Genomic DNA, 24821 nt, shown 5'->3' on the forward strand with positions numbered 1-24821 from the left:
ATTTCCTTAGTTATTTTAATCATCATGCTTTAAATTCCTACAGAAGTGCAAACCCTATAAAATCTCATAGTCATAACAAATACTAATTGGAGCATGATCAGAAAACCAATTTTCTTTATAGATATGCTCTGATTTAGGTATTACTTTATCTTTTAGAGCAGGTGTTGAGATATGATAATCAATCCTCCAGCCAACATTTTTTGCTCTAGCTTGCCCACGGTTCGACCACCAAGTATACTGTAGAGGCTCTTGGTTAATCACTCTAAAAGTATCTACCCAGCCCAAATCGTAAAATATATGATCTAACCATGCTTGTTCTTCAGGTAATACCCCTGAAGTTTTACCATAGTTAGATTTCCAATTTTTTATATCTATCTCTTTATGCACTATGTTAAAGTCACCACAAACTATAAAATCTCTTCCAGATTGTATCTGCTGTTTTAATACTTCTGTGTATTTTTCTAAAAATTGCATTTTATATCCTTGACGGACATCACCACTAGAGCCAGATGGTAGATATAAGCTTGCAATACTAAAATTTTCATAATCAAATTGGATATATCTTCCTTCATCATCTGCCCAATCTATACCAATTTCTTTGATTACTCGTATCGGCTTTTTTTTAGCGTAAATGGCTACACCACTATAACCTTTTTTTGTAGCGTCTTTATAGTCGTAAAAATATCCTTCAGGAAAGTATGTAGGATCGGATTCTAACTGATGAAATTGGGCCTTTGTTTCTTGGATACATAAGAAATCTACATTTTGAGTTTTAAACCAACCCCAAAAACCTTTTTTAGTTGCTGCCCGAATTCCATTAGCATTAAAGCTTGTTATTTTCATAAAAAAATAGAAGTTGTTTTTGTATATAATCAATGTTTGTTATTTTAGCATATTAATAGACTTAATATAGGTTCTATAAATAAAACTAAAAGCAAGCATCCAAATAGTCATACATTTCACAATATAGCTAACTAAGTCTTTTTTGTCTATAATATCAATAAATTTTAAAATAGGAATAATTATGCAACTAGTAGAGCAAATGAAAGAAAAAGCTCTTAATGAGCTTAGCCTTGTCGAAGATAAAAAATCAGTTGATGATATACGTGTGAAGTACCTTGGTAAAAAAGGCGAACTAACTGATATGATGAAAATGATAGGTACGCTACCAAATGAAGAAAAGCCTAAGCTTGGCCAAGCTGTAAATATTGCTAAACAGGCTTTACAGGATGCTATAGATGTAAAATTGGTTTTTTTTGAAAAGCAAGAAATTAATCAAAAACTCTCTCAAGAAAAAATAGATGTGACTTTGAAAGGAGTAGGGCAAAGTCAAGGTTCTCTACATCCTGTTACAAAAACATTACATAGAATAGAATCTTTTTTTAAACAGAATGGTTTTAATATAGAGTTAGGACCTGAAATAGAAAGTGATTATTATAACTTTGAAACTTTAAATATCCCTTCGCATCACCCAGCTCGTGCTATGCATGACACCTTTTATATCGATCAATCTCATGTTCTTAGAACTCATACTTCTGGCGTACAAATTCGTACTATGGAAAAGCAGGAGCCACCAATCAGAATTATAGCTCCAGGTAGGGTATATCGCTGTGATTCAGATGTTACTCACACACCAATGTTTCACCAAGTAGAAGGCTTATTAGTTGAAAAAGACGTATCTTTTGCAGACTTAAAGGGCTTATTGCATGTTTTTTTAAGTTCATTTTTTGAAAAAGATTTAAAAGTAAGGTTTAGACCTTCTTATTTTCCATTTACTGAACCCTCAGCAGAGGCTGATATAGAGTGTGTCATCTGTAATGGTACTGGTTGTAGAGTTTGTAAAAATACAGGATGGCTAGAAGTTTTAGGTTGCGGTATGGTTCACCCTAAAGTTTTAAAATCAGGTTTTATAGATCCTAATAAATTTCAAGGTTTTGCTTTTGGTATGGGAGTTGAGAGATTATCTATGCTTAGATATGGAATAGATGATTTAAGAATGTTCTTTGAGAATGATTTAAGGTTTTTGAAACAATTTTAAGAGGTAGATAGTTTATTAGATTAGCTAGATTGTATTCTCAATGTTTATATTGATTCCGAAATGTACTTCATTAGGAGTTATACCAATCCCACTATAAATTAAGACATACATTCCAATTTCTAGTACATATAGATTTAACGAGTTTAGTATTATTTGAGAAAGCATTCCAAGCTTGCTGTAATTTATCAACTATTTCATCATAGCTTTTAAAGCACATATTCGAAAGGAAATGTCTCTTTATCCATTGCCATACCTGCTCCATTGAGTTTAGCTCAGGAGAATATGCAGGTAATGGTATCAAAGTTATGTTCTCTGGTATTTTTAGGTTTCTAGATGTGTGCCAACCAGCATTATCTACTATCAATGCCACATGCCTACCTTTATCAATATGTTTTGATAATCAGTCTAAAAATATCTGCATAGACTGAGTGTTAGTTTCAGGAAGTATTAGTCCAAAGCTGTCTCCTGTAGCAGCACATCCTGCTGCGTAAATATAACTGGATACAAACTGCTTTTGTTTGACTTTACGAGGCCTAGTTCCTTTCGGAGCCCATATTCTTGTTAAGCTACCTTGGTGTCCAGCTCTAGTCTCATCTTGTTGCCATATATCTACTATCGACAGATCAATATAATCATCTACTAATTCTCTGACATAATTTGCAAAGTTTTTTTATATAATTCTTGAACTTCTTTATCAGACTTAGGATGTTTTGATCTACAACTTATACCAATTCAAAGACATATGTGGTCATATGTTATATACTATTTTTATCGAGAAATGCAGCATATACTATATGACCACATATGTCTTGGAATTGGTATTACAGCTCAAAAAAGGCTTGTACACAAGAGATACAGCTAAGCTTAGGAAATTCCTAAACGGATATACAAAATTAATACTTTCTGCTAGCATATTATATAAGTATTATATAAACTATCTTATATAAACTATCTGGAATTAATAAGTTTTGTGGGAGAATTTGAATGGTATATGATGAAATTATAAGCAAAGGAATCAACAAAAGTTATAATTATTTTACTTACTCTAACTATCAGAAACAAATAGAGGATTACAAAAATTTTGGGACGGAAAAATTTGATATATACACATATAATGGAATGACTTATGCTTTAGTCAAGTCAAAACTTGAGATTGATTATATAGAATTATGGCAATCTAGTGATACGAAGCATTATAATGAGGGGGGAGTCACTATGTTAATACTAGCACCTATAAACCTAAAGAAGAATTAATGATAGGTCAAGGAGAGTCAAATGCTATCTACCACGGATTAGGAAAATCTACTGTGAAACGTGTTCAAAGATACAACATTGATTTTCTATTAAAGGATGATTACTACGAATCTGAAAGTGAATCTAATTACGAGAAAATACAGTTTGATTAAACAAAGAGGAGCTTACGCCATGCGATTTAAAACCTTAACTGTCATCATAGGCCTATCTCTACCTTTAATTGGGTCAACTGAGTTTGGATATAGTTATGATATGAATAAACTTAGTGGCGGAATACACTCTGCTATTCAAGATGCGTTAAAGGAGCCATTTTTATCAGCTTATGATGTTACAAGTGGTTTTTTTGGAGGCTTACTTCCTCATCCTAACTACGGTGTAGAAATCTTACAACAATTAAATACTGTCGAAAATCAGCTTAGCCTAATTGAAAAGCAAATAGTTGCAACTTTACATCTTGACGAAGCTATTATTGATATATTAAACCAACAAGATACGGATGTAAACTATACAAAGATCATCAGTGATGTATCTGAACTTACATCATCTGCTGAGTTTGACTCAATAACTACAATGTACAGCAATCTCTATGGTAATGAAAATTTATCTCATGTTTTACCTATCAGTGACGATTTCTATGATTATGCCTCAAATCTATGTGTGACATCAGGGTGCGAGCCTAATTCTGATGCTATAAATATGATAACCTCCAAAAATCTAAATAATTTAATTGAAAATTTTCAAAATAGCCTTGCAAATATAAGTATGTGGAGAATTTTAAATCAAGATTATATAACGTATTTACAAAACAAAGATGAAATCGTACCAGGATTAAATACCAATTATGTTGCCAAATATGTCAAAGCGACCAGCCCTATTATTAAACTAGAGATAAACTATTATCAAAAACTATTAATGCTATACAATATACAAGCACTACAATTGGCTTTTTACTACGCTAATCCAGATTCGATTAAAAACTCTAGTAACTTTGCAAAAAAAGTAATTGATATAGGGATACTTTCTTCAAAAACTGGAAAAAATGGTTATGAAGAAGCAATGCAGAATTTAACAAAAGCATATATAAACACTTTTCTAAATGGCCCAGAAAATTATGTTATCATGAATAATTTTGGTGGTAAATATTTGCAGATCGATAATCAGGGTAGTATTACTTCCAACCCCAATACTGTATTAAATCCTATACTGTCAAATATAACTAGTTTAAATAAGTATTTTAGTAACACTATTGTAAATAACGAGTCTCAGTTATTTAATACAGCTGCCAATAATAATGTATTTGATCCTAATGGAACCGCTGACTTAATGGGAGCTAACTATACGCCTATTACAGCGTTTCTAAACAATTGTCAAATTATTAATGCTGATTTTCCACTAGATGCAAATTTAACTACGTTAAAGTTTATTTGTAATATCAAGAATGGTAGTCAACAATACACGTTGTTTAAGAGTATAGATATACCATATACTATAAATAATTCAGGTAACTCCACTTATCCTTACACCTTTGCTTTTAAAAACCTTGATTTATTTTATGACGGTACTAATAACTATTACTATATTGCTCCAATTACGCCAAATTTTAATGTAGGTACATTAAAAACAGTAGGTAATTATGATAATGACTTAACTGAAATTCATGGATTTACTCTTGTAAATCCAGCTAGGATTTATGACTGCAAAGGTGGAGATGGTGAGGCAGGCAAATGCCATGCTGCTTATTATAATTTGAGGCTTGAATTTAAAGGCATGGTGCTACTTGCAAACCAAAATGCTGACAGCAAAACAGCTAGAATGTCTTGTGTTTTACCGGACCAAAAATCTAATGATGGAACAACAATATGTTACACACAAAAGCTTGGGTATGGTGGGTTTATAAATTATACCTATAATGACTATTACGCACATCAACATAATTCAACTAAATCAAACGCAACTTTATATATATTAACTCTATCAGGACACATTTTTCCTCTTCAAATTACTTTCCCCAAAGTTTCTGGTAGAAATGAAATAGGTGGATACAAAAGTAATAATCAAGTAGGATCTCAGGAAGTACATTTCCTATGTTTTGAAGGTTATTCAAAATGTGACTATGAGAATCTTATTTTCTACGATTCTTTAGGAAAAACTATTATAAATTATGATTTTAACAATCTATCTGGACCTTATGATACAACTATTAGTGACGCATATGCGACAGCTGATGCTATGTTATTTTATTCTACGCTGTCATTTCAATATTTATTTACACCAACACAAGCATACAAACAATGGTTAGAAAACTCTGATACAGGAAAATATGGAATAGGTACTGAAAATCCAAGCTATAGCACTTATGCGCTTGATTTATCATTTATGGGCAAAACAGGTCCTATTAAAAATAATATTGTAATTTTAATATCCGCGAATGGCAATTACCGCTTAGTATATATAGCTGGTGACCAACAACTTGTAGTTCAGTCAAAAAATGGAAATAGTTGGATTGAAAAGTATAATGCTTTTAATTACAGTAACAATAATCCACAGAAGGTTAATGCTATAAGTTTTCAAAATGGAAACCTAGCAACTTACTATTACAATTACAACAGCAATTCATATAAGCTAATTAATTCCATTGCCTTAGAATATCAAAATAAAGGTTATAAATGGATAGATGACCCTTATGCTCAACTTGTGCTACAAAATGATGGTAATTTAGTGATCAAATCATCTAACGCTGATACAATAGATAATAATAAGCTTGGACTTGGTAGTGAACAAATCCTATGGGCGGCAAATTGGCTAAACAACGCACCAATCTGGTCAGAATTACAAAACCCACAGATAGAAAATTTTAATGATATAAAACAGAAATAATTTATACCTTGATCCTAATGTGTGTGCAAGCCTTTTTTGAGCTGTAAGAAAAGTTAAAGTAGTTGACCAATTTGATTCTTGATATATAATATCCCATTTGCATTAAGTATATTTATCTTTGTTAGCAAAACTATTTAAATATACTTATATGCTTTATTCATTTTTTTGTTCATGGAGAACCTAGATCACTATAGATTATTTATCAACCTATTTGTTACTTTTGTTTTTATCATCGTTTTGATTTTGGTTTTTACTGGTACCACCCTTGTGACCCATTTCAGAGAAAGCATCCGGATCATGCTCTTTTCTGGTTTGAGCGGCTTTTTTAGCTATCTCACTTTCTTCTTCTGGCGACTTATTATGCCTTTCTTGGGCTCCTTTTTTACCCATTTCAGAGAAAGCATTCGGGTCATGCTCTTTTCTGGTTTGAGCAGCTTTTTTAGCTATCTCACTTTCTTCTTCTGGCGACTTATTATGCCTTTCTTGGGCTCCTTTTTTACCCATTTCAGAGAAAGCATCCGGATCATGCTCTTTTCTAGTTTGAGCAGCTTCTTCACTTATTTCTGTCCTACTTTTTTTTGAATTATCATTATCGTAAGCCATAGCTAGTCGTCCCCCTTTAGTTGTTAATTGATTATTTGAAAATATTTTCCCATAGGATTGTAGAGGCTAACATTTTCAAGTTAAAGCCTAACACAATATAAAACTTTATTTATGATTTTTATAGCAACTATTTATTTGTTAAAATAAATTTAATAAATAACACAGAAAAAGGTTTAAGTCTAAGCGTAAGTAAATTACCAAGTTTGTTTTTTATAGTGCTGCGTCAACTTCAACTATTACATAAAGATCTTCTTCATATATTCCATTATTCTCATCTTGAGCCTCATACTCTTCTAATGCATTTTTTGCTTCCTCATAAGAGTCAAATATTTCTACTGAGTTTCCAGTTTCTCTATCTTGTACTTCATACTTTCTCATTGTATATCTCCTTTTTTATTGAACCACTCAACTAAATAGAAATAACATAAAGTTAAATAATCTACAAAGTTAAGCACCAAATTTAAGGTCAATTCATGCTACATTTTAGAAAATTTGTTAATCGAAATTTACACACGGATATATATTGTTATAATAGCATGAGTTATTATTTTAAATTTAAAACTTCACATTATTAGATTTGAAATATTATATAGAATAATGCCCTTAATTAAGCTATTTACTTTGCAGATGTTTTAAATCAACATCTTTAGGAGATTTTATAAATGAAATTTAGTCATAATTGGTTAAATGAGTATCTAGATGCTACTCAAAGTAGTCAAGATCTAGCAGATACATTGACATTAGCAGGTTTAGAAGTTGACGCTGTAGAAACAGTAGTTACTGAAAAAGTCAGTAATGTTGTAATTGGTCAAGTAAAAACTATTACAAAACATCCCGATGCAGATAAATTAAATGTTTGTACAGTTGATGTTGCTGAACAAGAGCCTTTAACAATAGTCTGTGGTGCTAAAAATATTTATGAAGGTATGAAAGCACCAGTGGCAAAAATTGGAGCTGTACTACCAGGTAACTTTAAAATTAAAAAATCTAAACTAAGAGGTCAAGAATCTTTTGGTATGATGTGTTCAGAGCAAGAGCTTGGTTTAGCAGAAAATGCTGATGGCTTAATGGATCTACCACAAAATGCTCCGGTTGGTGAAGACATTAACAAATATCTTGGTTTAGACGATAATATTATTGAAGTAGATTTGACGCCAAATAGGGCGGATTGCTTAAGCATATATGGTATAGCTCGTGAGGTTTCAGCCCTAACAAAAACACAACTAAAACCTATTGAAATAGTTGAACCAAAATTCCAAATACAAGAGACCAAAGATATCGCAATAACTGCTTTAGATGCTTGTAAAAGTTATTATGGTTGTATTATAAGAGATGTTGATACTTCAGTTACTACACCCATACGGATGCAAGAAAAACTTAGAAGAAGTGGGGTTGGTAGTATCTCTTTATTTGTAGATGTTACAAATTATGTAATGTTACTTTTAGGTCAGCCAATGCACGCTTTTGATTTTGATAAATTAGAAGGTGGCATTAATATTCGTTATGCAAACGCCCAAGAAGAGTTAACTCTTTTAGATAATACAAAAGTTGTATTAGAAACAGACACCCTTGTGATAGCTGACGAGAAAAAAGCTTTAGCAATAGCTGGAGTTATGGGTGGCTTAGATTCATCTATTACAAGTAATACTAAAAATATATTCTTAGAAAGTGCTTTTTTTGTACCAGAGAAAATAGCTGGTAAAGCTCGTAAGTATAATTTACATACCGATTCATCACATAGATTTGAAAGAGGCGTTGATCCTAAACTTGCTAAATCTGCTATGAAACTAGCTATACAGCTGATAACTAATATAGCTGGTGGAGAAGTTGGTGAAATTTCTTGTCAAGAAGATTTTGAATTTTTAAATAAACAAACCACTATAAATTTATGTATCAAAAAACTAAATAGAGTTTTAGGCACTGATTTTAAAATTGATTATGTGCTTAACGTACTTACGGCATTGCATATGCAGGTTAAAAAAATAGATGAATGTTGCTTGGAAGTAACTCCTCCATCATATCGTTTTGATATGGAAATTCCTGAAGATTTGATAGAGGAGATTGCTCGAGTTTATGGATATTCAAATTTACCAGAAGCTATGCCTTTATATCGAGCATCTAAAGTAAATATTTCAGAAAGTAGACAAGCAGTAGAAATTTTAGAATCTAGACTTGTTGATAGAAGTTACCATGAGATTATTAACTATAGTTTTATCGATCCTAAATATGACGAATTTTTCTTTGCTGATAGAGGTATTGCAATTCAAAACCCTATTTCACAAGATTTATCTATAATGAGACAATCTCTTATCCCAGGATTATTAAACACTTTTAAAATAAATATTTCCCGTCAACAGAATAGGGTAAGGATATTTGAAAAAGGAACTTGCTTTAAATCAAGTAACGATAAAAGATTTGAATTTAATAAAATAGCCGGCTTAGTGTATGGTGAATTGAATAATACAAACTGGCTTAATAATAAAAAGAGTGATTTTTTTGATGTGAAATCAGATATTGAAGCATTATGTAATGATGTTGCTAACTTAAGTTTTGAGATTTGTGATAATATTCACTGGTTACATCCAGGTCAATCAGCATATATTCTAGCTAGTGGTAAGAAAGTAGGAGTCATTGGAGTGATCCATCCAACAGTACTTAAGACTTTCCAAATTAAAGCAAAAGCTCCTATAGTTTTTGAACTAGATTTAGATATTTTAACTAAGAAAGAAATTCCTAGTTTTGAAAAAATTTCTAAGTATCCATCAGTATCAAGAGATATTTCATTTTTAGTTGATAAAGCTATTTTTGCTGGTGACATTATAAATGCTATTGATGACCTGAATATAACTATCTTAAAAGATGTAAATATATTTGATGTTTACCAAGAACAATCAAATGATAAAAAAAGCATAGCTCTTAGTATGCTTTTCCAAGATAATAATCAAACCTTAGATGAAAAAATAATTATAGAAAATACAGAGAAGGTCTTAAAAATTTTAAAAGAAAAGTTCGCAGTAGAGCAAAGGGTTTAATTTACATCAAAGGGGTAAGTATCTTCATAATACTTTCTACTATTAAACTGCCTGGCTTGTTGGTTATGTGAGAGGTATCTTGACTTGAATCATCGATGATCTTTTCTGCCCATTCGTATAATTTTTGTACTTGTTTAGGGCTATAAATAAACGTAGTTAATTCATAGTTTAAAAATAGACTGCGATTGTCTAGGTTTACAGATCCAAGCATAGCTATATTTTCATCTATTAAAACAGCTTTTGCATGAACCATATTTTTTGTAAAATGTACCTCAATATTACAATTAATTAGCTCCCTAATATAACTAGTTCTAGCTTTATCAACTATCTTATGATTTGAGTGTTTAGGCGTTATAATCTTTACATCTATGCCTCTGCGTTTAGCAAGTATTATTGATTGAAATAAGTCAGCAGAAGGTATTAAATATGGTGTAATTATCCATAGTCTATTTTTTGCTGAATTTATTGCTGTAATTAAACCAGCATATAGCTGGTCCCGTTGCATATCAGGACCGGATGGAATAACTTGAGTAAAACATTCTTCTTTGATGTTATTTTTTATTTTAAAATCTAACTCTTCACTTGTTGCGAAGTGCCAATCAGAACAAAAGACTTTTAAAAAATATATCAGTGATTCACCTTGAATTTTAAATAATAGATCTTCCCACATCCCTTGATGCTGTATGGGACTCATATACTCATCGCCAATATTCATTCCTCCGCTAAATACGGTATGATTGTCAAAAATATAAATTTTACGGTGGTTTCTATAATTAATATAATTACGCAATGGATTTGTCAGTATAGGCATAAAAAAAACAACTTTAACACCTAATTTACGTAAATTTTTAAATATTCTTCTATTATGGCGATATACATAAAAAGAACCTAAAGCATCTATCATTATTTTAATTTCTATACCACAAGAGGCTTTTTTTTCTAATGCACTGAGTATTAATCTAGAAGTTGTATCATATTTAAAAACATATGTTTGTAGATATATATTTGATTCAGCCGAATTTATAGCCTCAATAAAAGCTTTATACGAATTTACACCATCAGTGTATATTTCAAAGGAGTTCTTTGCTGTTAAAGTAGGTAACTCAAGATTTGAAAAAACATTTACAATCTCTTTAGGTAAATTTCTACAGATTGTATCATCTGTTATACAAATATTTTCTAAAGCAGGTTGTCGTATACTCATAGCTTCTTTTTGCCAAAAACTCCTCCTATCTTTGCGTTGAAATATAAAAAAGAAAGGAATTGCTATGTAGGGGATAAATAAAATCGCCAAAAGCCAAGCTAATATATTTGAAGCTGATTTTTTATCAACTATAAGCTTTAAAACAACAAATATAGTAAATAGTTGACAAACAAATAAAATTACGTTTGCTTCTAAAATATATAACAAGCTTAATAAAAAATTTTCCATTTTTGTAATGTGCCTAAGGTTAGAAAATAAATTTCAGAATTTTTTAAAATTTTAGCATATGCTGATTTTACTATATAGAGGAGGTTTAATTTTTGATAGATATTGCTGATATTATTGGCTTTTAAAGCAACAAAAATGGTTTTAACTACCTTCTAAATAAAGTATAATGACATTATACTATTCTAAAAATCTATTCTATAGATAACCTAATCCATTATAATTACTGTTACAAACAAATATGATTAAAAAAATATCAATCAAATTATTGTCATTCCCATGTAGATGGGAATCTCCAAATAAAATCCTTAAGTTAAGAGACCTTTTTATCAAATACGTGGATAACTGTCATGTTATTAACTTAGCTAAAACTATGTAGAAAATAAGTTATATGAAAAAAATAGAGAACGTTGAGAAAAAGAAAGTGCAAGCTGGACAGAAGTTATTACCTAACATAAAAAATATTATCTTAGTTGCTTCTGGTAAGGGTGGGGTCGGTAAATCAACAGTTACAACTAATTTAGCTGTAGCTTTTGCTAAGATGGGAGCTCAAGTTGGTATTTTAGACGCTGATATTTACGGTCCTAGTCAACCAACTTTACTAAATCTTAAAGATAATCCTAAAACTACGGATAAAAAGAAGATTATTCCTTTAGAGAGATATGGTGTAAAGATGATATCAATAGGTAATCTTATTGATCCTGAATCTGCTGTAATCTGGCGAGGTCCTATAGTTTCGCGCGCATTGATGCAACTTCTTAATGATACTGATTGGCAAGATATAGATTATCTATTTTTAGACTTACCTCCTGGAACAGGCGATATTCAATTGACTATATCTAAAAATATGCCAGTAACAGGGGCTGTAATTGTAACCACACCACAAGATTTATCTTTAATAGATGCCAGACGCGCAATAGCAATGTTTGAAAAAGTGGATATTAAAACATTAGGTATAGTTGAAAACATGAGCTACTATATTTGTCCGAAATGCGGCAATAGTGAGCATATTTTCGGTGAAGATGGTGCCCATTTACTTTGTGGCAAAAACAATATTGAGTTTTTAGGAAGCTTACCTTTGCATAAAGATATCAGAGAAAATGCAGACTTAGGTAAACCATATATAAGCCTAGGAAAAGATGATAATATAACTACAAGTTACCTAACTGTAGCTGAAAATTTATTACATGAAATACAAAAGCTACCTAAAGCTAGTAGCTTGGATTCTATCGGAGTTAAATTAGAAAAATAAGTGAGTAAAAATGGCAATCAAATCAGATAAGTGGATTAAAAAAATGTCACAAGGGCAAAGTATGATAGAGCCTTTTGAGGCAGGACAAATTAAAGTAGTAAATGGTGAAAAAATAGTTTCTTATGGGACATCAAGCTATGGATATGATGTACGTTGTGCAGATGAGTTTAAAATTTTTACTAATATAAATTCATCTATAGTTGATCCTAAAAATTTTAGTGATAAAAATTTTGTTGATTTTAAAGGAGATGTTTGTATTATCCCTCCAAATTCATTTGCTTTAGCACGTACTGTAGAGAAATTCAAAATACCTAGAGATGTGCTAGTAGTATGTCTTGGTAAGTCTACTTATGCAAGGTGTGGAATTATTGTAAATGTAACTCCACTTGAGCCAGAATGGGAAGGGTATGTGACTTTAGAATTTTCAAATACAACCCCATTACCAGCTAAGATATATGCTAATGAAGGTGTTGCCCAGATGCTATTTTTTCAATCAGATGAGCAGTGTGAAACTTCTTATGCAGATAAAGGTGGTAAATACCAAGGTCAATTTGGAGTAACACTCCCTAAGTGTTAATTTTTTATAAAGCTAATTAATAATCTTTTGCTGTTATCCTACCTGTAATAGCTTGGAAAGCTCTTAATTCAAACATTGGTAAACTAGCAAAAGCATAATCAAAAATATCAGCTTGGATTTTCTCATAATTTACCCAATTCGTATCATTTGTAAAAATGTATAATTCTACAGGTAAACCAGATTCCGTAGGTTGTAATTCTCTTATTAGAAAAGTTAGATCCTGGTGTATTTTTGGATGATTGCGTAAATAATTTTCTATATAAACTCTAAACAGAGCTATATTAGTTATCTTTTCATTATAATTTCTAGTTATATACTCTTTTAGCAACTCTTCTTGTTTTAATTTTTCTAAGAGCTCATTATCGCAAAATTTTATAGTATCAATATCAATGTTTATTGAGCGTTTTATTCTACGACCACCAGTTTCAACCATGCCTCGCCAGTTTTGAACACTATTACTAATAAGAGCGTACGTTGGTATCGTTGAAATAGTTTTATCAAAATTACGTATTTTTACAGTATTTACAGAAACCTCTATTACATTTCCATCAACACTAGCAGCTGGAATTGTAATCCAATCACCAACCCTAACCATATCTAAAGCTGCTACTTGGATATTTGTGACAAAACCTAAAATAGTATCTTTAAAAACTAACATTAGTACAGCAGATAAAGCACCTAATCCTGTTAAAAAAGCAATAGGAGATTTATTAAGCAACTGTGATACTACTAAAATAAAAGCTATAAAAAATAAAAATATCTTTATGATTTGAGCATAGCTACGTAATGAATGTCTTGCAAAATACGGTAGAGTTTGGAAATATTCAAAAATAGCATCTGTAAATGCTAAGAAAAACCATATAATAACTAAAGTCATATAAATCTGAGCTATTAATTCTATAGCATTTACTAAGTTTAATGTCCAAGGACAGTCTGGATAGTTGGCTATAGTAATGGCTACATATATAAAAACAGCAGGGCCTATATGTGATAGTTTCCTAAAAACCTGGTATTTAATTAGAGATTTCCCAAAATTAGAATCCTTTTTACTAAAAAAAGCTTTAACAACAGTTACTATATACCTCTTCAGTATAAGGTTTATTATCCATGCTATAAATAGTACTATTAATAAAATAGTTATGAAGCTTAAAGCATTAGAAATAGTGATATTTCCAAGTAATTTCGTGTAAATAGAGATTAAAGTTTCCATAATAGTATTATTTTTCATTTAGAATGGTTAATTGCTTAGCATATTAGGTTCTAGATTTTTATTAGAACTAGAAGTATTTTGTTGAGATTTATTACTAGTAGTAGTTGCATTGCTACTATTATTATCTTGCTCAGGTAAAAATAGGGCTATTTGATTAACCATATTAGTTGCTAGTTGGTCTTGTAAATAATTATAAATTCTACTTGCTTCATTATCTTGAGCAAGCACTGTACCAGAGTTAGACTGCCAGAATTGTTGCGTGCTTAAAGTTTTATTTGGCACAATAGGCGTTTCATCATTTGGTTTAACTATATTATATGTCACTGTATATATCAGTTGATATGTATTATTTGAAGCACCACCAACAACGCTTGTCATTTGCGAAGTTTTAGCTGCATCTTGGATATTTATTATATAATCAGCATCTTTATCATTTGTGACCATATTTGCTTTATAGCTTATTAAAGTTTTTCTTAGTTCATTTGCGTATTGATCAAAATCGTTAGATTCAATATAGAATTTCGTGCCTACAACACTATCAAAGTTATTAACGCCATCACCTGTTGAAACACCACGAGGGTGAAAACCACACGAATATAGTAAAGCAATAAACAACATAAGGATATATTTTTTCATTTAGGACACCTATTTTATTACTATATTTATTAGTTTTTGTGGTACATGAATTATTTTTATAATTTCTTTATTTTCAATTATAGCCTTTACATAACCATAAGATAAAACAGCCGCTTCAACTTGCTCTTTTGACAAACTAGCCTCTAGTTCTAGCTTAGCTTTTAATTTACCATTTATCTGCACTACTAATAAGAAATCATCTTTTTTTAAAGCTTTTTCATCAGCTACTGGAAAACTGGAGTTTAAGATATCATCTCCTAAGTTAAGCTCTTGCCATAAATGATGACATAAATGAGGTGTAAAAGGAGCTAATAATCTAAGCAAAATATTAAAACCTTCAGATTTTACATCTTTGGCTAAGCTTTCACTGCTGTTTAAACTATTTAATATTTTCATGCATGCAGAAACTACAGTATTAAACTGGCCTTTATCAAAATCAAAGATAGCTTGCTTAAGAGCAGAGTATATTTCAAAACGGATAATTTTATCACCCTTTGCTAATTTTTTAGTGTCAATCTGAAAATTAACTATTAGTTCATTTTGGTTAATTTGAGCATAATTAAATACTCTACGTAAAAATTTATGTGCTCCTTCTACACCTGTTTCTGTCCATTCTAGAGATTGCTCTGGTGGAGCAGCAAACATGCTAAAAAGCCTAACTGTATCAGCGCCATATTTATCTATTAATTCCTGTGGATCTACAGTATTACCTTTTGATTTAGACATCTTTGCGCCATCTTTTAAAACCATACCTTGGGTAAGTAGATTTTCAAAAGGTTCATCTGAAGAAACTAAGCCTTGATCACGCATTAATTTATGAAAAAACCTAGCATATAACAAATGCATGATAGCATGTTCAATACCACCGACATATTTATCTACTGGTAGCCAATAATTTGCTTCATCGTCAAGCATTTGATTAGCAGTAGGGCAAGCATATCTTGCATAATACCAAGATGATTCAAAAAAAGTATCAAAAGTATCAGTTTCACGTTTTGCTTTAATACCACAGCTAGGGCAACTAGTTTCTAAAAATCCAGGTATATCTTTTAGAGGAGAGCCTGCTGCCGTTAATGTAACATCTGTAGGTAATCTTACTGGTAGATTTTCTTCTTTTTCCGGTACTATTCCACAACTATCACAATGAACCATGGGAATAGGGCAGCCCCAGTATCTTTGGCGGGAGATACCCCAGTCATGTATTCTAAAATTAGTTGTTTCATAACCCTTATCATTATCAGAAAGATATTTTTTAATAGCTTGGTATGCTTGTTTAAAGTTTAAGCCATTAAATTCATGAGAATTTATCAAAATTCCTTTTTCTGTAAAAGCTTCTTTTTCTAAATCAATATTTAGCTTTTCATCATTAGATTTAATAACTTGTTTTAGGGAAATATTATATTTTTTTGCAAATTCCCAATCTCTTTGGTCATGAGCTGGAACACACATAACAGCCCCAGTACCATATCCAATTAATACAAAATTTGCTACCCATACATCTACTTCTTCATTAGAAATAGGGTGAATAACTTTTATAGAGGTTTTGAAGCCTTTTTTCTCTTGCGTTGCAAGATCTGCTTCCATAGTTGAGGATTTTTTACAATCATCTATGAATTTACTTAAGTCATTATTTGACTTTGCTTGTTCTAAAACTAAAGAATGCTCAGAAGCTATAGCTAAGTAGCTCACCCCCATCAAAGTATCTGGACGAGTAGTAAATACCTCTATATGATCTTGGCTATTTTTAATTCTAAATTTTACTGTTAGACCTTTAGATTTTCCAATCCAATTAGTTTGCATCGTTTTAACAGCTTCAGGCCAACCATTTAATTTATTTATATCTTTTAAAAGCTCGTCAGCATATTCAGTAATTTTAAGAAACCATTGTGGAATTTCTTTTTTCTCTACTAACGCCCCAGATCTCCAACCTCGACCATCTATTACTTGCTCATTTGCTAATACTGTTTGATCAACTGGATCCCAGTTTACTACAGAATTCTTACGGTAAGCTAACCCTTTTTTATATAACTGAATAAAAAACCATTGTTCCCATTTGTAATAATCTTCATCACAAGTTGCAATCTCTCTTGACCAATCAAAACTAAAACCTAATGAACCAAATTGTGATTTCATATGAGAAATATTGCTTTTTGTCCACTCATATGGAGATTTTTTATGTTTGATAGCAGCATTTTCAGCAGGTAAGCCGAAAGCGTCCCAACCCATAGGATGTAAAACATTTTTTCCTAACATCTTTTGGTATCTAGCAATAACGTCACTTATTGTATAATTACGCACATGCCCCATATGTAAAGTACCGCTAGGATATGGTAGCATTGCTAAACAATAAAATTTTTCTTTAGATTTTTCTTTAATAGCCTTAAAGCTATTGTTTTCTTGCCAATATTTTTGAGCATTTTGTTCTATATTAGTAAAATTATATTCTTCCATTAAATGATAAAACCTAGTTAATTTATTTAAGAAAACTAATTAAGTAATTTTATGTGAAAATAAAGAAAATATCTAGTTCTCAGACATCCAAGTTTCTAAAATCACACAAGCTGCTAAAGCATCAACTTTTATATGGCTGACTTTTTTATTTTTAACATTTTCTAAGCGCCATCTTGCTTCTCTAGTTGAGTAAGCTTCATTTATCAGGTGAATATTTTTTTGATACCTATCTTGAATTTCTTTAGCAAAGTTACGCGCATCCCTAGTTATATCAGTGTCAAGATCATTGGTATCTAAAGGAAGTCCAATGATAATATCAGAAGGATTCCAGCGCTTAATAATTCTATCAAGCTCTAACCAGTTAGGTTTGCCATCATAAGCTTCAACTGTTCCGATTGGAGAAGCTGTTTTTGTGATCATTTGACCACTAGCCAAACCAATCCTCGCTCTACCATAATCTATAGCTAATAAAGTTCCAATCATTAAGCGTGACCTATCTTTTTAAACAAAGTGTCTAGGTTTTGGAAGCTATAACCTGCATGTTCGATATGGTGTTGCCATTTTGCTTTATTTTCATAATTAAATAAAATTTTTTTACTAAGTTTGGTTGTAACAATCCAATCATTAGCTTTAATTTCATTGGTTAGCTGTTCAGCAGTCCAGCAACTATAGCCAACTATCGGTAAGAAATATTCCGGTAGGATATTATTGGCTAGATCTTCTAGGATATCTATGGAAGCTGTAATAGCTAAACCCTCATCTAGTCTAACAGTCGAGCTATAATTTCTACCATTTGTAGTATGTAAAATTAAAATTTTATGCGAACTAATAGGTCCACCCATATAAAGAGGGTGATTAAGAATTTCTTTGAAAGTGTTTGCGCAAGGGATTTCTAATTCTTCAAATACATCTTTAAGAGTATCTGCTAAAGGCTTATTAATAATTAAACCCATAGCGCCATGTTTATCATTTTGACATAAGTATATTACAGATTGGGTAAATACAGCATCATTCTTGATAAGAGGCGTTGCAAGTAAAATTTCACTTTTATGATTTTGAAACATATTATATTGTTATAACCTATATACTTATTTTGATAAAACGAAACAGCATGAAAAAAATTAATGCAGCAGTGGGTATCATTCTAGATGATAAAAACTCTAAAGTCTATATAACACTAAGACAAAAACACCAAACATATTCTGACTATTGGGAATTTCCTGGCGGTAAAGTTGAAAAGAATGAAACTTTTATAGAATGTATTAAACGTGAGCTTTATGAAGAGATTGGAATTTTTGCAAAATCCATAAATTCTTTCTTTAAGAAAAAATACATTAATAGAGATAATCTAGAAGTAAGCTTGGAATTTTTTATTATAAATAAATTTGAAAATAAACCTTATCCAAAAGAAAATCAGCAATTGAAACTTATAAAAATTTCAGAACTCAAAAAATATAATTTTTTACCAGCAAGTCAAGAAATCATCGATAAATTACAAGCTATTTATGAATTTTAGCCGCCTAAATTTATTAAAAGAGTAGTTATTAACAGGTCTTAAACACATACTTATCAACGATACGTATAATTTAACATAATATATATTATGCGAATGTTTATATTTTGTTGATAAAAAAATGTTTTAACTTACATACAAATAAATAAGAGGTATTTTAAAAAACTACTATCTATAAATTAAAAATTTAAAGCTTGAAATTTATTATTGAATAGGTATATTAGATTTTATAAAAAATAATAAAATAAAAATTATAAAATTTTATAATATGTTAAGTGATATATTCCATCAACCAATAAGAACGAAGATTATAACCTACTTATATTCTACAGAAAACGCTTGTTTTAAAGATATAAAGACTTTACTTGAGCTGACTGATGGGCACATGAGCACTCATATGCGTGTTTTTGTAAAAAATGGATATATTGCTAGCAAAAAATCATTTAAATCTGGCAAACCTATAACAACTTACAGTATTACAGAAAAAGGTAAAGAAGACTTCCTAAAATATTTAGGCGAATTAGAATGTATAGTTAAGTATGTCAAACAATTCTAGATAAAAAATCTCCTACTTCTATAGCTTTTCTCTGGTCAATTGCACATTTAACTACATATATTTTGAGATTTTTTACATAGTAAATAGCATCTTGAGAAAATTTTAAACCTAAATCACAAGCATCATCAATAGAAGTTATTTCAAACATAAATCCATTTTCTTTATGTCCGTGCCCTGTACAATCAAACCCGTTAATTTGATATATCCAATTAAAATTTTGCTTAAGCTCATTTTCTAGAACTTTATTTCTTAGCGTATTCTCTTTTAGGCTAAGTTCTTGATTCATAGGGTTAAAAGCTGTAATTATAGCAAATTTTGACGGGTAATATTCAGGGATTATAGGTAATTCAAATTTGGTAGTGAAATACCAATCTGGCATGCTGCTGCTATTATTCATATGCTTCTAATTTTTTCTGAAGTTGAGAAGCTGTAAAAACACCGTTTAAAGTTTCAAGTTGTTTTGCATTTTTAAATATAATAAGTGTAGGAATACTTCTAATACCAAATTTAGCAGCTAAATTTTGATTATCATCGACATTTATTTTCACAATCAAAGCATTCTCATAGTCTTTAGATAACTGATCAAGTATTGGTCCAAGAGTTTTGCATGGACCACACCAGTCAGCGTAAAAATCTACAAGTATTGGTTTTGATGTGCTATTAATTATCTTATCAAAACCTGCTTCATCTGTTTTTACAACGTTACTTACAGCCATTTTTGTATTACCTCTCGATAAATGTTACGTTTGCTTTTATACTTATATCTTTCAATACAGTAGTTTGATTAAAACTCTCATCTGAATTTGCCACTGCTTTCATTAAAACTAGATTATTAACTCTAGGGGTTACTGTATTATAATCAGAGCCATATTTGATAGATTGTATAACATAGTGACTATCAGTTTGTTTATTAAAATTATTTAGATATTGTTTTGTATTATTATATATTTTTATCATTAACTCTTGTTTTGCGGTTTCAATCTCTTGGGTTGGTGGATTATAATCTAGAATATCGACTACCAGCTTTTGTCCATTAGATTTTTGGCTATCTAGAGTAGTTTGTAATTTATTCAATTGAGCTTGAGTAACTCTAGCTTGCAACTCTAATGTGACATTTAGAGTACCGCTTTGGTTTGTATTTTGCTGAATATTTTTAATCTGCCAGTTAGTATCAACAATATTTTTAATATTAGCAGTAATTTTGTGTTGGATGTTATTTATATCTTTTAAAGTTGTTGTAGCATAGCCTGTAACTTGTACAAGAACACTATTGCTTTTAATACTAATTTCTGCTTGAGTTGTGTAACTGATAGTATTATGTGTTTTTTGGCTCTTATTATCACATGCATACAGTGATGTCACCGTAGCAAGACTAATTAAAAAAGCTGTAGAAAGAATCTTTTTCACTAAACTTATCCCCTCTCTTTATCTTACTATAAACTTTTATATTCTAAGTTTAACAGATAAACGCAGTTTACATATAATAAATAAGCATTTTGAGAATATTTTTTAATACAGTTACAGCTATATAGTTTTAGTTTACAGCAGTTCCATAAGTAATAAATTTTTCATATAACTGAATTTAATACATTATCTAATGACTCTAAAATCTGTTCTTTTATTTCATTATCAAAAGGAAAATCATCAGCTGTCAATTGAGATTTAACAAAACTTTCTAGTAATAGATGTTGAGCATCATGTAAAGAAAGCCCTCTAGATTGTAGATAAAACAAAGCTTCTTTATCCAACTCGCCTACTGTTGCTCCATGAGTACAAACAACATCGTCAGAATAGATTACTAACTCTGGTTTAGTATTGATTTCAGCCTTATTGCTTAATTGGATATTTTTATTATTTTGAAAGGCTTGAATTTGTTTAACACCTTTGGCAACTACTGCTTTAGCATTAAACCAAGCTTTTGAGGCTCCATTAACTACCCCACGAAAGTTTACGTTACTGTAAGTATTAGAAGCATTATGGTTAACAAGGAAGCAAGCATTAGCAATAGTTTGATTATTAAGCAAGTAAAGTCCTCTGATATCAAACCTTGAACCTTCTTTATTAAGATTAGCTATAAAATCATTTCTAAGTAAAGCATCTTTATTTAACAAATTAAAAGAATTAAATTCTGCATTTTTTTCTAAATTTACTAAATAATTTGCAGTAGTTAAGAGCTCTACGTTATTAGAGTTATTAGCATTATTTGTAAAATTAATTTTTGCTGACTCTGCTAAATCCATATCTAAAAATAAATTGATAGCTGAATTTGATGTTAAATTCACAAAATCAATATCCAAATTCAAATTAGCAAAAATACCAACTTTTAGCTTTAAAGAAATATTAGTTAATTTACCCTTTGCATTTTCAGTATTTATAAATATCAAGCTTAAGCAGTCTCTAGTATTTTTTAGTGTTTCTACCATAAAATGTTTTGAGTTTTCTATTGCTAGTTTAGACATCTTTCTTGTATCTTTATTAAATTCTAAACTGCTTATAGGAGTTAATTTATTATGGTAATCAATAGCCAAAACTCCGTCTATTATGATTATAACTTTTTCTTGAGTGTCAAATTTAAAACCTTCAAGATAGTCTTTAGTTTGTAGAGATTCTTTAAGTATCTCGATTATATTATTTTTATCGTAAATAGCAGCTAAATCGGTATATTTCCAGCTTTCTTGTTTAATAGTTGGTAGAGAATCTTTGTTTATTAACATTTTTTTTACCTTTTTTTAACTATTTAACCAAGAATAACCTTTCTCTTCTAGCTCTAGAGCGAGGTTTTTATCTCCAGTTTTAACAATTTTCCCATCTGCTAAGACATGTACAAAGTCAGGTTGTATATAATCTAAAAGTCTTTGGTAGTGAGTAATTACTAAAAAGCTTCTATTATAACTACGCATAGAATTTGCTCCATGTGACACTATTTGTAAAGCATCAATATCTAAACCAGAATCAGTTTCATCCAATATAGCTAATTTTGGCTCAAGCATCATAAGCTGAAGCATTTCATTACGCTTTTTTTCACCACCAGAGAAACCTTCATTTACCCCTCGAGACATGTATTTTTGATCAATTTTAAGAACTTGCATGTTTTCTTTTAATTTCTTCATAAAAGAAATGGCATCCATTTCATTTTCGCCTTTTTGCTTACGGATACTGTTTACAGCTGTTTTTAAAAACTGAACGTTGCTAACCCCAGAGATTTCAATAGGATATTGTAAGCTCAAAAAAATTCCTGCAGCCGCCCTCTCAGATATACTTAGATTATTTATGTCTTCTCCGGTAAATTTTATAGAGCCTTGAGTTATTTCATAACCATCCTTCCCTGCTAAAATATTACTTAAAGTACTTTTGCCAGCTCCATTTGGTCCCATTATTGCATGTACTTCACCATAATTAACTTTTAGATCTAGTCCTTTTAAAATTTGTTTATCACCAACATTTACATGCAGGTTTTCTATTTCTAACAACATTTTTTAACCTTATTTTATTGATTTATCTTAAGTAAATTAGATTTTCTAACCAACAGCGCCCTCTAAACTTACTTCCATAAGTTTTTGTGCCTCAACTGCAAATTCTAAAGGAAGTTTCTTAAAAACTTCTTTACAAAATCCATTTACTATCATCGCGATAGCATCTTCTTCAGAGATCCCCCTTTGCTTACAGTAGAAAAGTTGATCTTCAGATATTTTAGATGTGGTTGCTTCGTGCTCTATTTGAGAAGTACTACTCTTATTTTCAATATATGGGTAAGTATGAGCACCGCAATTATGCCCTATAAGTAAAGAATCACATTGAGAAAAATTACGTGCGTTAGCAGCATTTGGAGATATTCTAACTAACCCTCTGTATGCTTGAGATGCTCGTCCTGCTGAAATGCCCTTAGAAATAATAGTACTTTTAGTGTTTTTACCAATATGGATCATTTTAGTACCAGTATCTGCTTTTTGAGAATGACGTGTTAAAGCAACAGAATAAAACTCACCTACAGAATTGTCTCCTCGTAATACTACCGAAGGGTACTTCCAAGTAATAGCTGAACCTGTCTCTACTTGTGTCCAAGAAATTTTGGAATTATCACCTTTACACATACCTCTTTTAGTAACAAAATTATATATCCCACCTTTACCATTTTTATCACCAGGATACCAGTTTTGTACAGTAGAATATTTAATTTCAGCTCTATTTAAAGCAATTAGCTCAACTACAGCAGCATGAAGTTGATTTTCATCTCGCATTGGTGCAGTACACCCTTCTAGATAACTTACATAACTGTCCTCATCTGCTATAATAAGAGTTCTCTCAAACTGTCCTGTATTCATAGCATTTATTCTAAAATATGTAGATAACTCCATCGGACAAGTGACGCCCTTTGGTATATATACAAAAGAGCCATCACTAAATACCGCTGAGTTTAGAGCAGCAAAGAAATTATCACTTTGTGGAACCACAGAACCAAGGTATTTTTGTACTAAGTCGGGGTGCTTCTGTACAGCTTCTGATATTGGACAAAATATCACCCCCGCTTCAGCAAGTTTATCTTTAAATGTAGTTACAACAGATACGGAGTCAAATACCGCATCTACAGCTATGTTTTTGACACCAGCAAGCATTTCTTGCTCATGTAAGGGAATGCCTAGTTTATTATAAGTTTCAATAATCTCTGGATCGATCTCGTCTAAGCTTTTAGGGTGATCTTTCATAGACTTAGGGGAAGAATAATAACTAATAGCTTGGTAGTCTATTTTAGGGTAATTAAGATCAGCCCAACCAGGCTCTTGCATTTCTAACCACTTTTTATACCCTTTAAGACGCCATTCTAACATAAATTGAGGCTCATTTTTTCTAGCTGAAATTAAACTAATAACCTCTTCATTTAAACCAGCAGCTATAGTCTCATTTTCAATGTTTGTAACAAAACCATGTTCGTAATCTTGTTCAATAAATTTATCTAAATTTTTACTCATTTTATTTAGCTCTTGGTTATTCCATGTGATTAACGATATCATAGATTGAAGTGTTAGAAAGTATATCTAACACTTTATTATTCATGATCTTCCAATAGTTGTGTACAGTGCATTTTTTTAAAACACTACAACTTTTTTGCATATCGCAACACTCAGTAATGCTAACATCATTTTCCACTGCTTTAACAATTTCCAACACAGATATTTCTCTCGGGTTTTTGACTAGTACATAGCCACCATCAACACCTCGTTTAGAAGCTACTATGTTTGCTAAAGAAAGGAGATTTAACAACTTTCTTACCGTGGGTATATTTAAGCCTGTTATTTCTGCTGTTTTTGCTGCACTATACGGAGAGGAATCATTTTTAGCAATAGTAACTACTATAAGTAGTCCATAATCTAGTAACTTACTTATCTTTAACATAA

General features: G+C 30.8%; 25 protein-coding genes. 8 read left to right on the plus strand and 17 right to left on the minus strand.

The window, feature by feature from the left end:
• Window positions 1-54 precede the first annotated feature (54 nt).
• Window positions 55-843 (minus strand): exodeoxyribonuclease III, encoded by a 789-nt coding sequence (locus SD28_RS05255; protein WP_039124816.1) that lies wholly within the window; start codon window positions 841-843, stop codon window positions 55-57.
• Between the two features lie 181 nt (window positions 844-1024).
• Here SD28_RS05255 and pheS point away from each other — a divergent pair, with 181 nt between their 5' ends.
• A complete protein-coding gene (gene pheS / locus SD28_RS05260) occupies window positions 1025-2038 on the plus strand; it encodes a phenylalanine--tRNA ligase subunit alpha (RefSeq protein ID WP_039124818.1) in 1014 nt (337 codons plus the stop codon).
• Window positions 2039-2129: 91 nt separating this feature from the next.
• Here pheS and SD28_RS05265 read toward each other — a convergent pair whose 3' ends face one another.
• Window positions 2130-2408 (minus strand): transposase, encoded by a 279-nt coding sequence (locus SD28_RS05265; protein WP_052251875.1) that lies wholly within the window; start codon window positions 2406-2408, stop codon window positions 2130-2132.
• Window positions 2409-3022: 614 nt separating this feature from the next.
• On the opposite strand from SD28_RS05265, the gene SD28_RS05270 reads away from it, so the two are divergent.
• Entirely contained in the window at window positions 3023-3292 is a 270-nt protein-coding gene (locus SD28_RS05270; protein ID WP_039124820.1) for a hypothetical protein, read from the plus strand.
• Between the two features lie 171 nt (window positions 3293-3463).
• The gene (locus tag SD28_RS05275; RefSeq protein ID WP_039124823.1) at window positions 3464-6169 is read left to right on the plus strand and encodes a hypothetical protein; all 2706 of its coding nucleotides are present in this window, start codon (window positions 3464-3466) and stop codon (window positions 6167-6169) included.
• 207 nt (window positions 6170-6376) lie between these two features.
• Here the strand turns inward: SD28_RS05275 and SD28_RS05280 are convergent, their stop codons facing one another.
• The gene (locus SD28_RS05280) at window positions 6377-6772 is read right to left on the minus strand and encodes a hypothetical protein (RefSeq protein ID WP_039124824.1); all 396 of its coding nucleotides are present in this window, start codon (window positions 6770-6772) and stop codon (window positions 6377-6379) included.
• Window positions 6773-6982: 210 nt separating this feature from the next.
• Window positions 6983-7150 carry a hypothetical protein gene (locus SD28_RS08105; RefSeq protein WP_157698634.1) on the minus strand — a complete coding sequence of 56 codons (168 nt, stop codon included), beginning with the start codon at window positions 7148-7150 and terminating at the stop codon, window positions 6983-6985.
• 284 nt (window positions 7151-7434) lie between these two features.
• Here SD28_RS08105 and pheT point away from each other — a divergent pair, with 284 nt between their 5' ends.
• Window positions 7435-9804 carry a phenylalanine--tRNA ligase subunit beta gene (gene pheT / locus SD28_RS05285; protein ID WP_039124827.1) on the plus strand — a complete coding sequence of 790 codons (2370 nt, stop codon included), beginning with the start codon at window positions 7435-7437 and terminating at the stop codon, window positions 9802-9804.
• 1 nt (window position 9805) lies between these two features.
• Here the strand turns inward: pheT and cls are convergent, their stop codons facing one another.
• Window positions 9806-11236: a cardiolipin synthase gene (cls, locus tag SD28_RS05290; protein WP_039124829.1), complete on the minus strand. Its 1431-nt coding sequence runs from the start codon at window positions 11234-11236 to the stop codon at window positions 9806-9808.
• A 388-nt stretch (window positions 11237-11624) separates the two neighbouring features.
• Between cls and SD28_RS05295 the strand changes: the two genes are divergently transcribed.
• Window positions 11625-12485, plus strand: a complete 861-nt coding sequence (locus tag SD28_RS05295) for an Mrp/NBP35 family ATP-binding protein (protein ID WP_039124831.1) — start codon at window positions 11625-11627, stop codon at window positions 12483-12485.
• A 10-nt stretch (window positions 12486-12495) separates the two neighbouring features.
• On the plus strand, window positions 12496-13062 hold the full coding sequence (gene dcd, locus SD28_RS05300; protein ID WP_039124833.1) for a dCTP deaminase: 567 nt from the start codon (window positions 12496-12498) through the stop codon (window positions 13060-13062).
• A 16-nt stretch (window positions 13063-13078) separates the two neighbouring features.
• Here the strand turns inward: dcd and SD28_RS05305 are convergent, their stop codons facing one another.
• From SD28_RS05305 to SD28_RS05325, 5 genes are all read right to left on the minus strand, one after another.
• Window positions 13079-14272 (minus strand): mechanosensitive ion channel family protein, encoded by a 1194-nt coding sequence (locus SD28_RS05305; RefSeq protein WP_039125809.1) that lies wholly within the window; start codon window positions 14270-14272, stop codon window positions 13079-13081.
• Window positions 14273-14299: 27 nt separating this feature from the next.
• Window positions 14300-14908: an LPS-assembly lipoprotein LptE gene (locus tag SD28_RS05310; protein ID WP_052251876.1), complete on the minus strand. Its 609-nt coding sequence runs from the start codon at window positions 14906-14908 to the stop codon at window positions 14300-14302.
• A 9-nt stretch (window positions 14909-14917) separates the two neighbouring features.
• On the minus strand, window positions 14918-17359 hold the full coding sequence (gene leuS, locus SD28_RS05315) for a leucine--tRNA ligase (RefSeq protein WP_039124835.1): 2442 nt from the start codon (window positions 17357-17359) through the stop codon (window positions 14918-14920).
• 72 nt (window positions 17360-17431) lie between these two features.
• A complete protein-coding gene (gene ruvX, locus SD28_RS05320; protein WP_039124837.1) occupies window positions 17432-17842 on the minus strand; it encodes a Holliday junction resolvase RuvX in 411 nt (136 codons plus the stop codon).
• The gene (locus tag SD28_RS05325; RefSeq protein WP_039124839.1) at window positions 17842-18423 is read right to left on the minus strand and encodes a YqgE/AlgH family protein; all 582 of its coding nucleotides are present in this window, start codon (window positions 18421-18423) and stop codon (window positions 17842-17844) included. Before SD28_RS05325 ends, ruvX begins: the two co-directional genes overlap by 1 nt.
• A 47-nt stretch (window positions 18424-18470) precedes the next feature.
• Here SD28_RS05325 and mutT point away from each other — a divergent pair, with 47 nt between their 5' ends.
• Window positions 18471-18875: an 8-oxo-dGTP diphosphatase MutT gene (gene mutT, locus SD28_RS05330; protein ID WP_039124841.1), complete on the plus strand. Its 405-nt coding sequence runs from the start codon at window positions 18471-18473 to the stop codon at window positions 18873-18875.
• Window positions 18876-19140: 265 nt separating this feature from the next.
• On the plus strand, window positions 19141-19428 hold the full coding sequence (locus SD28_RS05335) for a winged helix-turn-helix domain-containing protein (RefSeq protein ID WP_039124843.1): 288 nt from the start codon (window positions 19141-19143) through the stop codon (window positions 19426-19428).
• On the opposite strand, the gene SD28_RS05340 is transcribed toward SD28_RS05335, so the two are convergent.
• From SD28_RS05340 to SD28_RS05370, 7 genes are all read right to left on the minus strand, one after another.
• Window positions 19415-19825 (minus strand): DUF3293 domain-containing protein, encoded by a 411-nt coding sequence (locus tag SD28_RS05340; protein WP_039124845.1) that lies wholly within the window; start codon window positions 19823-19825, stop codon window positions 19415-19417. The two genes, SD28_RS05335 and SD28_RS05340, sit on opposite strands and share 14 nt — an antisense overlap.
• Window positions 19818-20144, minus strand: coding sequence for a thioredoxin (trxA, locus tag SD28_RS05345; protein ID WP_039124847.1), 327 nt, complete (start codon window positions 20142-20144; stop codon window positions 19818-19820). Before trxA ends, SD28_RS05340 begins: the two co-directional genes overlap by 8 nt.
• 7 nt (window positions 20145-20151) lie before the next feature.
• Window positions 20152-20835 carry a hypothetical protein gene (locus tag SD28_RS05350; protein ID WP_039124849.1) on the minus strand — a complete coding sequence of 228 codons (684 nt, stop codon included), beginning with the start codon at window positions 20833-20835 and terminating at the stop codon, window positions 20152-20154.
• 161 nt (window positions 20836-20996) lie between these two features.
• Window positions 20997-22142 carry a Fe-S cluster assembly protein SufD gene (gene sufD, locus SD28_RS05355; RefSeq protein WP_039124851.1) on the minus strand — a complete coding sequence of 382 codons (1146 nt, stop codon included), beginning with the start codon at window positions 22140-22142 and terminating at the stop codon, window positions 20997-20999.
• Window positions 22143-22157: 15 nt separating this feature from the next.
• Entirely contained in the window at window positions 22158-22901 is a 744-nt protein-coding gene (gene sufC, locus SD28_RS05360; RefSeq protein WP_039124853.1) for a Fe-S cluster assembly ATPase SufC, read from the minus strand.
• Window positions 22902-22946: 45 nt separating this feature from the next.
• Complete coding sequence (gene sufB, locus SD28_RS05365) at window positions 22947-24395, minus strand: Fe-S cluster assembly protein SufB (protein ID WP_039125814.1); 1449 nt, start codon at window positions 24393-24395, stop codon at window positions 22947-22949.
• 16 nt (window positions 24396-24411) lie between these two features.
• Complete coding sequence (locus tag SD28_RS05370) at window positions 24412-24819, minus strand: SUF system Fe-S cluster assembly regulator (protein WP_039124855.1); 408 nt, start codon at window positions 24817-24819, stop codon at window positions 24412-24414.
• Window positions 24820-24821: the final 2 nt, after the last annotated feature.

Origin of the sequence: Allofrancisella guangzhouensis (genome assembly GCF_000815225.1) — a bacterium.
GTDB classification, from domain to species: domain Bacteria; phylum Pseudomonadota; class Gammaproteobacteria; order Francisellales; family Francisellaceae; genus Francisella; species Francisella guangzhouensis.

Coding starts and splice junctions, on each gene's coding strand:
- SD28_RS05255 (WP_039124816.1), bottom strand. CDS start 843: ATGAAAATAACAAGCTTTAATGCTAATGGAATTCGGGCAGCAACTAAA.
- pheS (WP_039124818.1), top strand. CDS start 1,025: ATGCAACTAGTAGAGCAAATGAAAGAAAAAGCTCTTAATGAGCTTAGC.
- SD28_RS05270 (WP_039124820.1), top strand. CDS start 3,023: ATGGTATATGATGAAATTATAAGCAAAGGAATCAACAAAAGTTATAAT.
- SD28_RS05275 (WP_039124823.1), top strand. CDS start 3,464: ATGCGATTTAAAACCTTAACTGTCATCATAGGCCTATCTCTACCTTTA.
- SD28_RS05280 (WP_039124824.1), bottom strand. CDS start 6,772: ATGGCTTACGATAATGATAATTCAAAAAAAAGTAGGACAGAAATAAGT.
- SD28_RS08105 (WP_157698634.1), bottom strand. CDS start 7,150: ATGAGAAAGTATGAAGTACAAGATAGAGAAACTGGAAACTCAGTAGAA.
- pheT (WP_039124827.1), top strand. CDS start 7,435: ATGAAATTTAGTCATAATTGGTTAAATGAGTATCTAGATGCTACTCAA.
- cls (WP_039124829.1), bottom strand. CDS start 11,236: ATGGAAAATTTTTTATTAAGCTTGTTATATATTTTAGAAGCAAACGTA.
- SD28_RS05295 (WP_039124831.1), top strand. CDS start 11,625: ATGAAAAAAATAGAGAACGTTGAGAAAAAGAAAGTGCAAGCTGGACAG.
- dcd (WP_039124833.1), top strand. CDS start 12,496: ATGGCAATCAAATCAGATAAGTGGATTAAAAAAATGTCACAAGGGCAA.
- SD28_RS05305 (WP_039125809.1), bottom strand. CDS start 14,272: ATGGAAACTTTAATCTCTATTTACACGAAATTACTTGGAAATATCACT.
- SD28_RS05310 (WP_052251876.1), bottom strand. CDS start 14,908: ATGAAAAAATATATCCTTATGTTGTTTATTGCTTTACTATATTCGTGT.
- leuS (WP_039124835.1), bottom strand. CDS start 17,359: ATGGAAGAATATAATTTTACTAATATAGAACAAAATGCTCAAAAATAT.
- ruvX (WP_039124837.1), bottom strand. CDS start 17,842: ATGATTGGAACTTTATTAGCTATAGATTATGGTAGAGCGAGGATTGGT.
- SD28_RS05325 (WP_039124839.1), bottom strand. CDS start 18,423: ATGTTTCAAAATCATAAAAGTGAAATTTTACTTGCAACGCCTCTTATC.
- mutT (WP_039124841.1), top strand. CDS start 18,471: ATGAAAAAAATTAATGCAGCAGTGGGTATCATTCTAGATGATAAAAAC.
- SD28_RS05335 (WP_039124843.1), top strand. CDS start 19,141: ATGTTAAGTGATATATTCCATCAACCAATAAGAACGAAGATTATAACC.
- SD28_RS05340 (WP_039124845.1), bottom strand. CDS start 19,825: ATGAATAATAGCAGCAGCATGCCAGATTGGTATTTCACTACCAAATTT.
- trxA (WP_039124847.1), bottom strand. CDS start 20,144: ATGGCTGTAAGTAACGTTGTAAAAACAGATGAAGCAGGTTTTGATAAG.
- sufD (WP_039124851.1), bottom strand. CDS start 22,142: ATGTTAATAAACAAAGATTCTCTACCAACTATTAAACAAGAAAGCTGG.
- sufC (WP_039124853.1), bottom strand. CDS start 22,901: ATGTTGTTAGAAATAGAAAACCTGCATGTAAATGTTGGTGATAAACAA.
- sufB (WP_039125814.1), bottom strand. CDS start 24,395: ATGAGTAAAAATTTAGATAAATTTATTGAACAAGATTACGAACATGGT.
- SD28_RS05370 (WP_039124855.1), bottom strand. CDS start 24,819: ATGTTAAAGATAAGTAAGTTACTAGATTATGGACTACTTATAGTAGTT.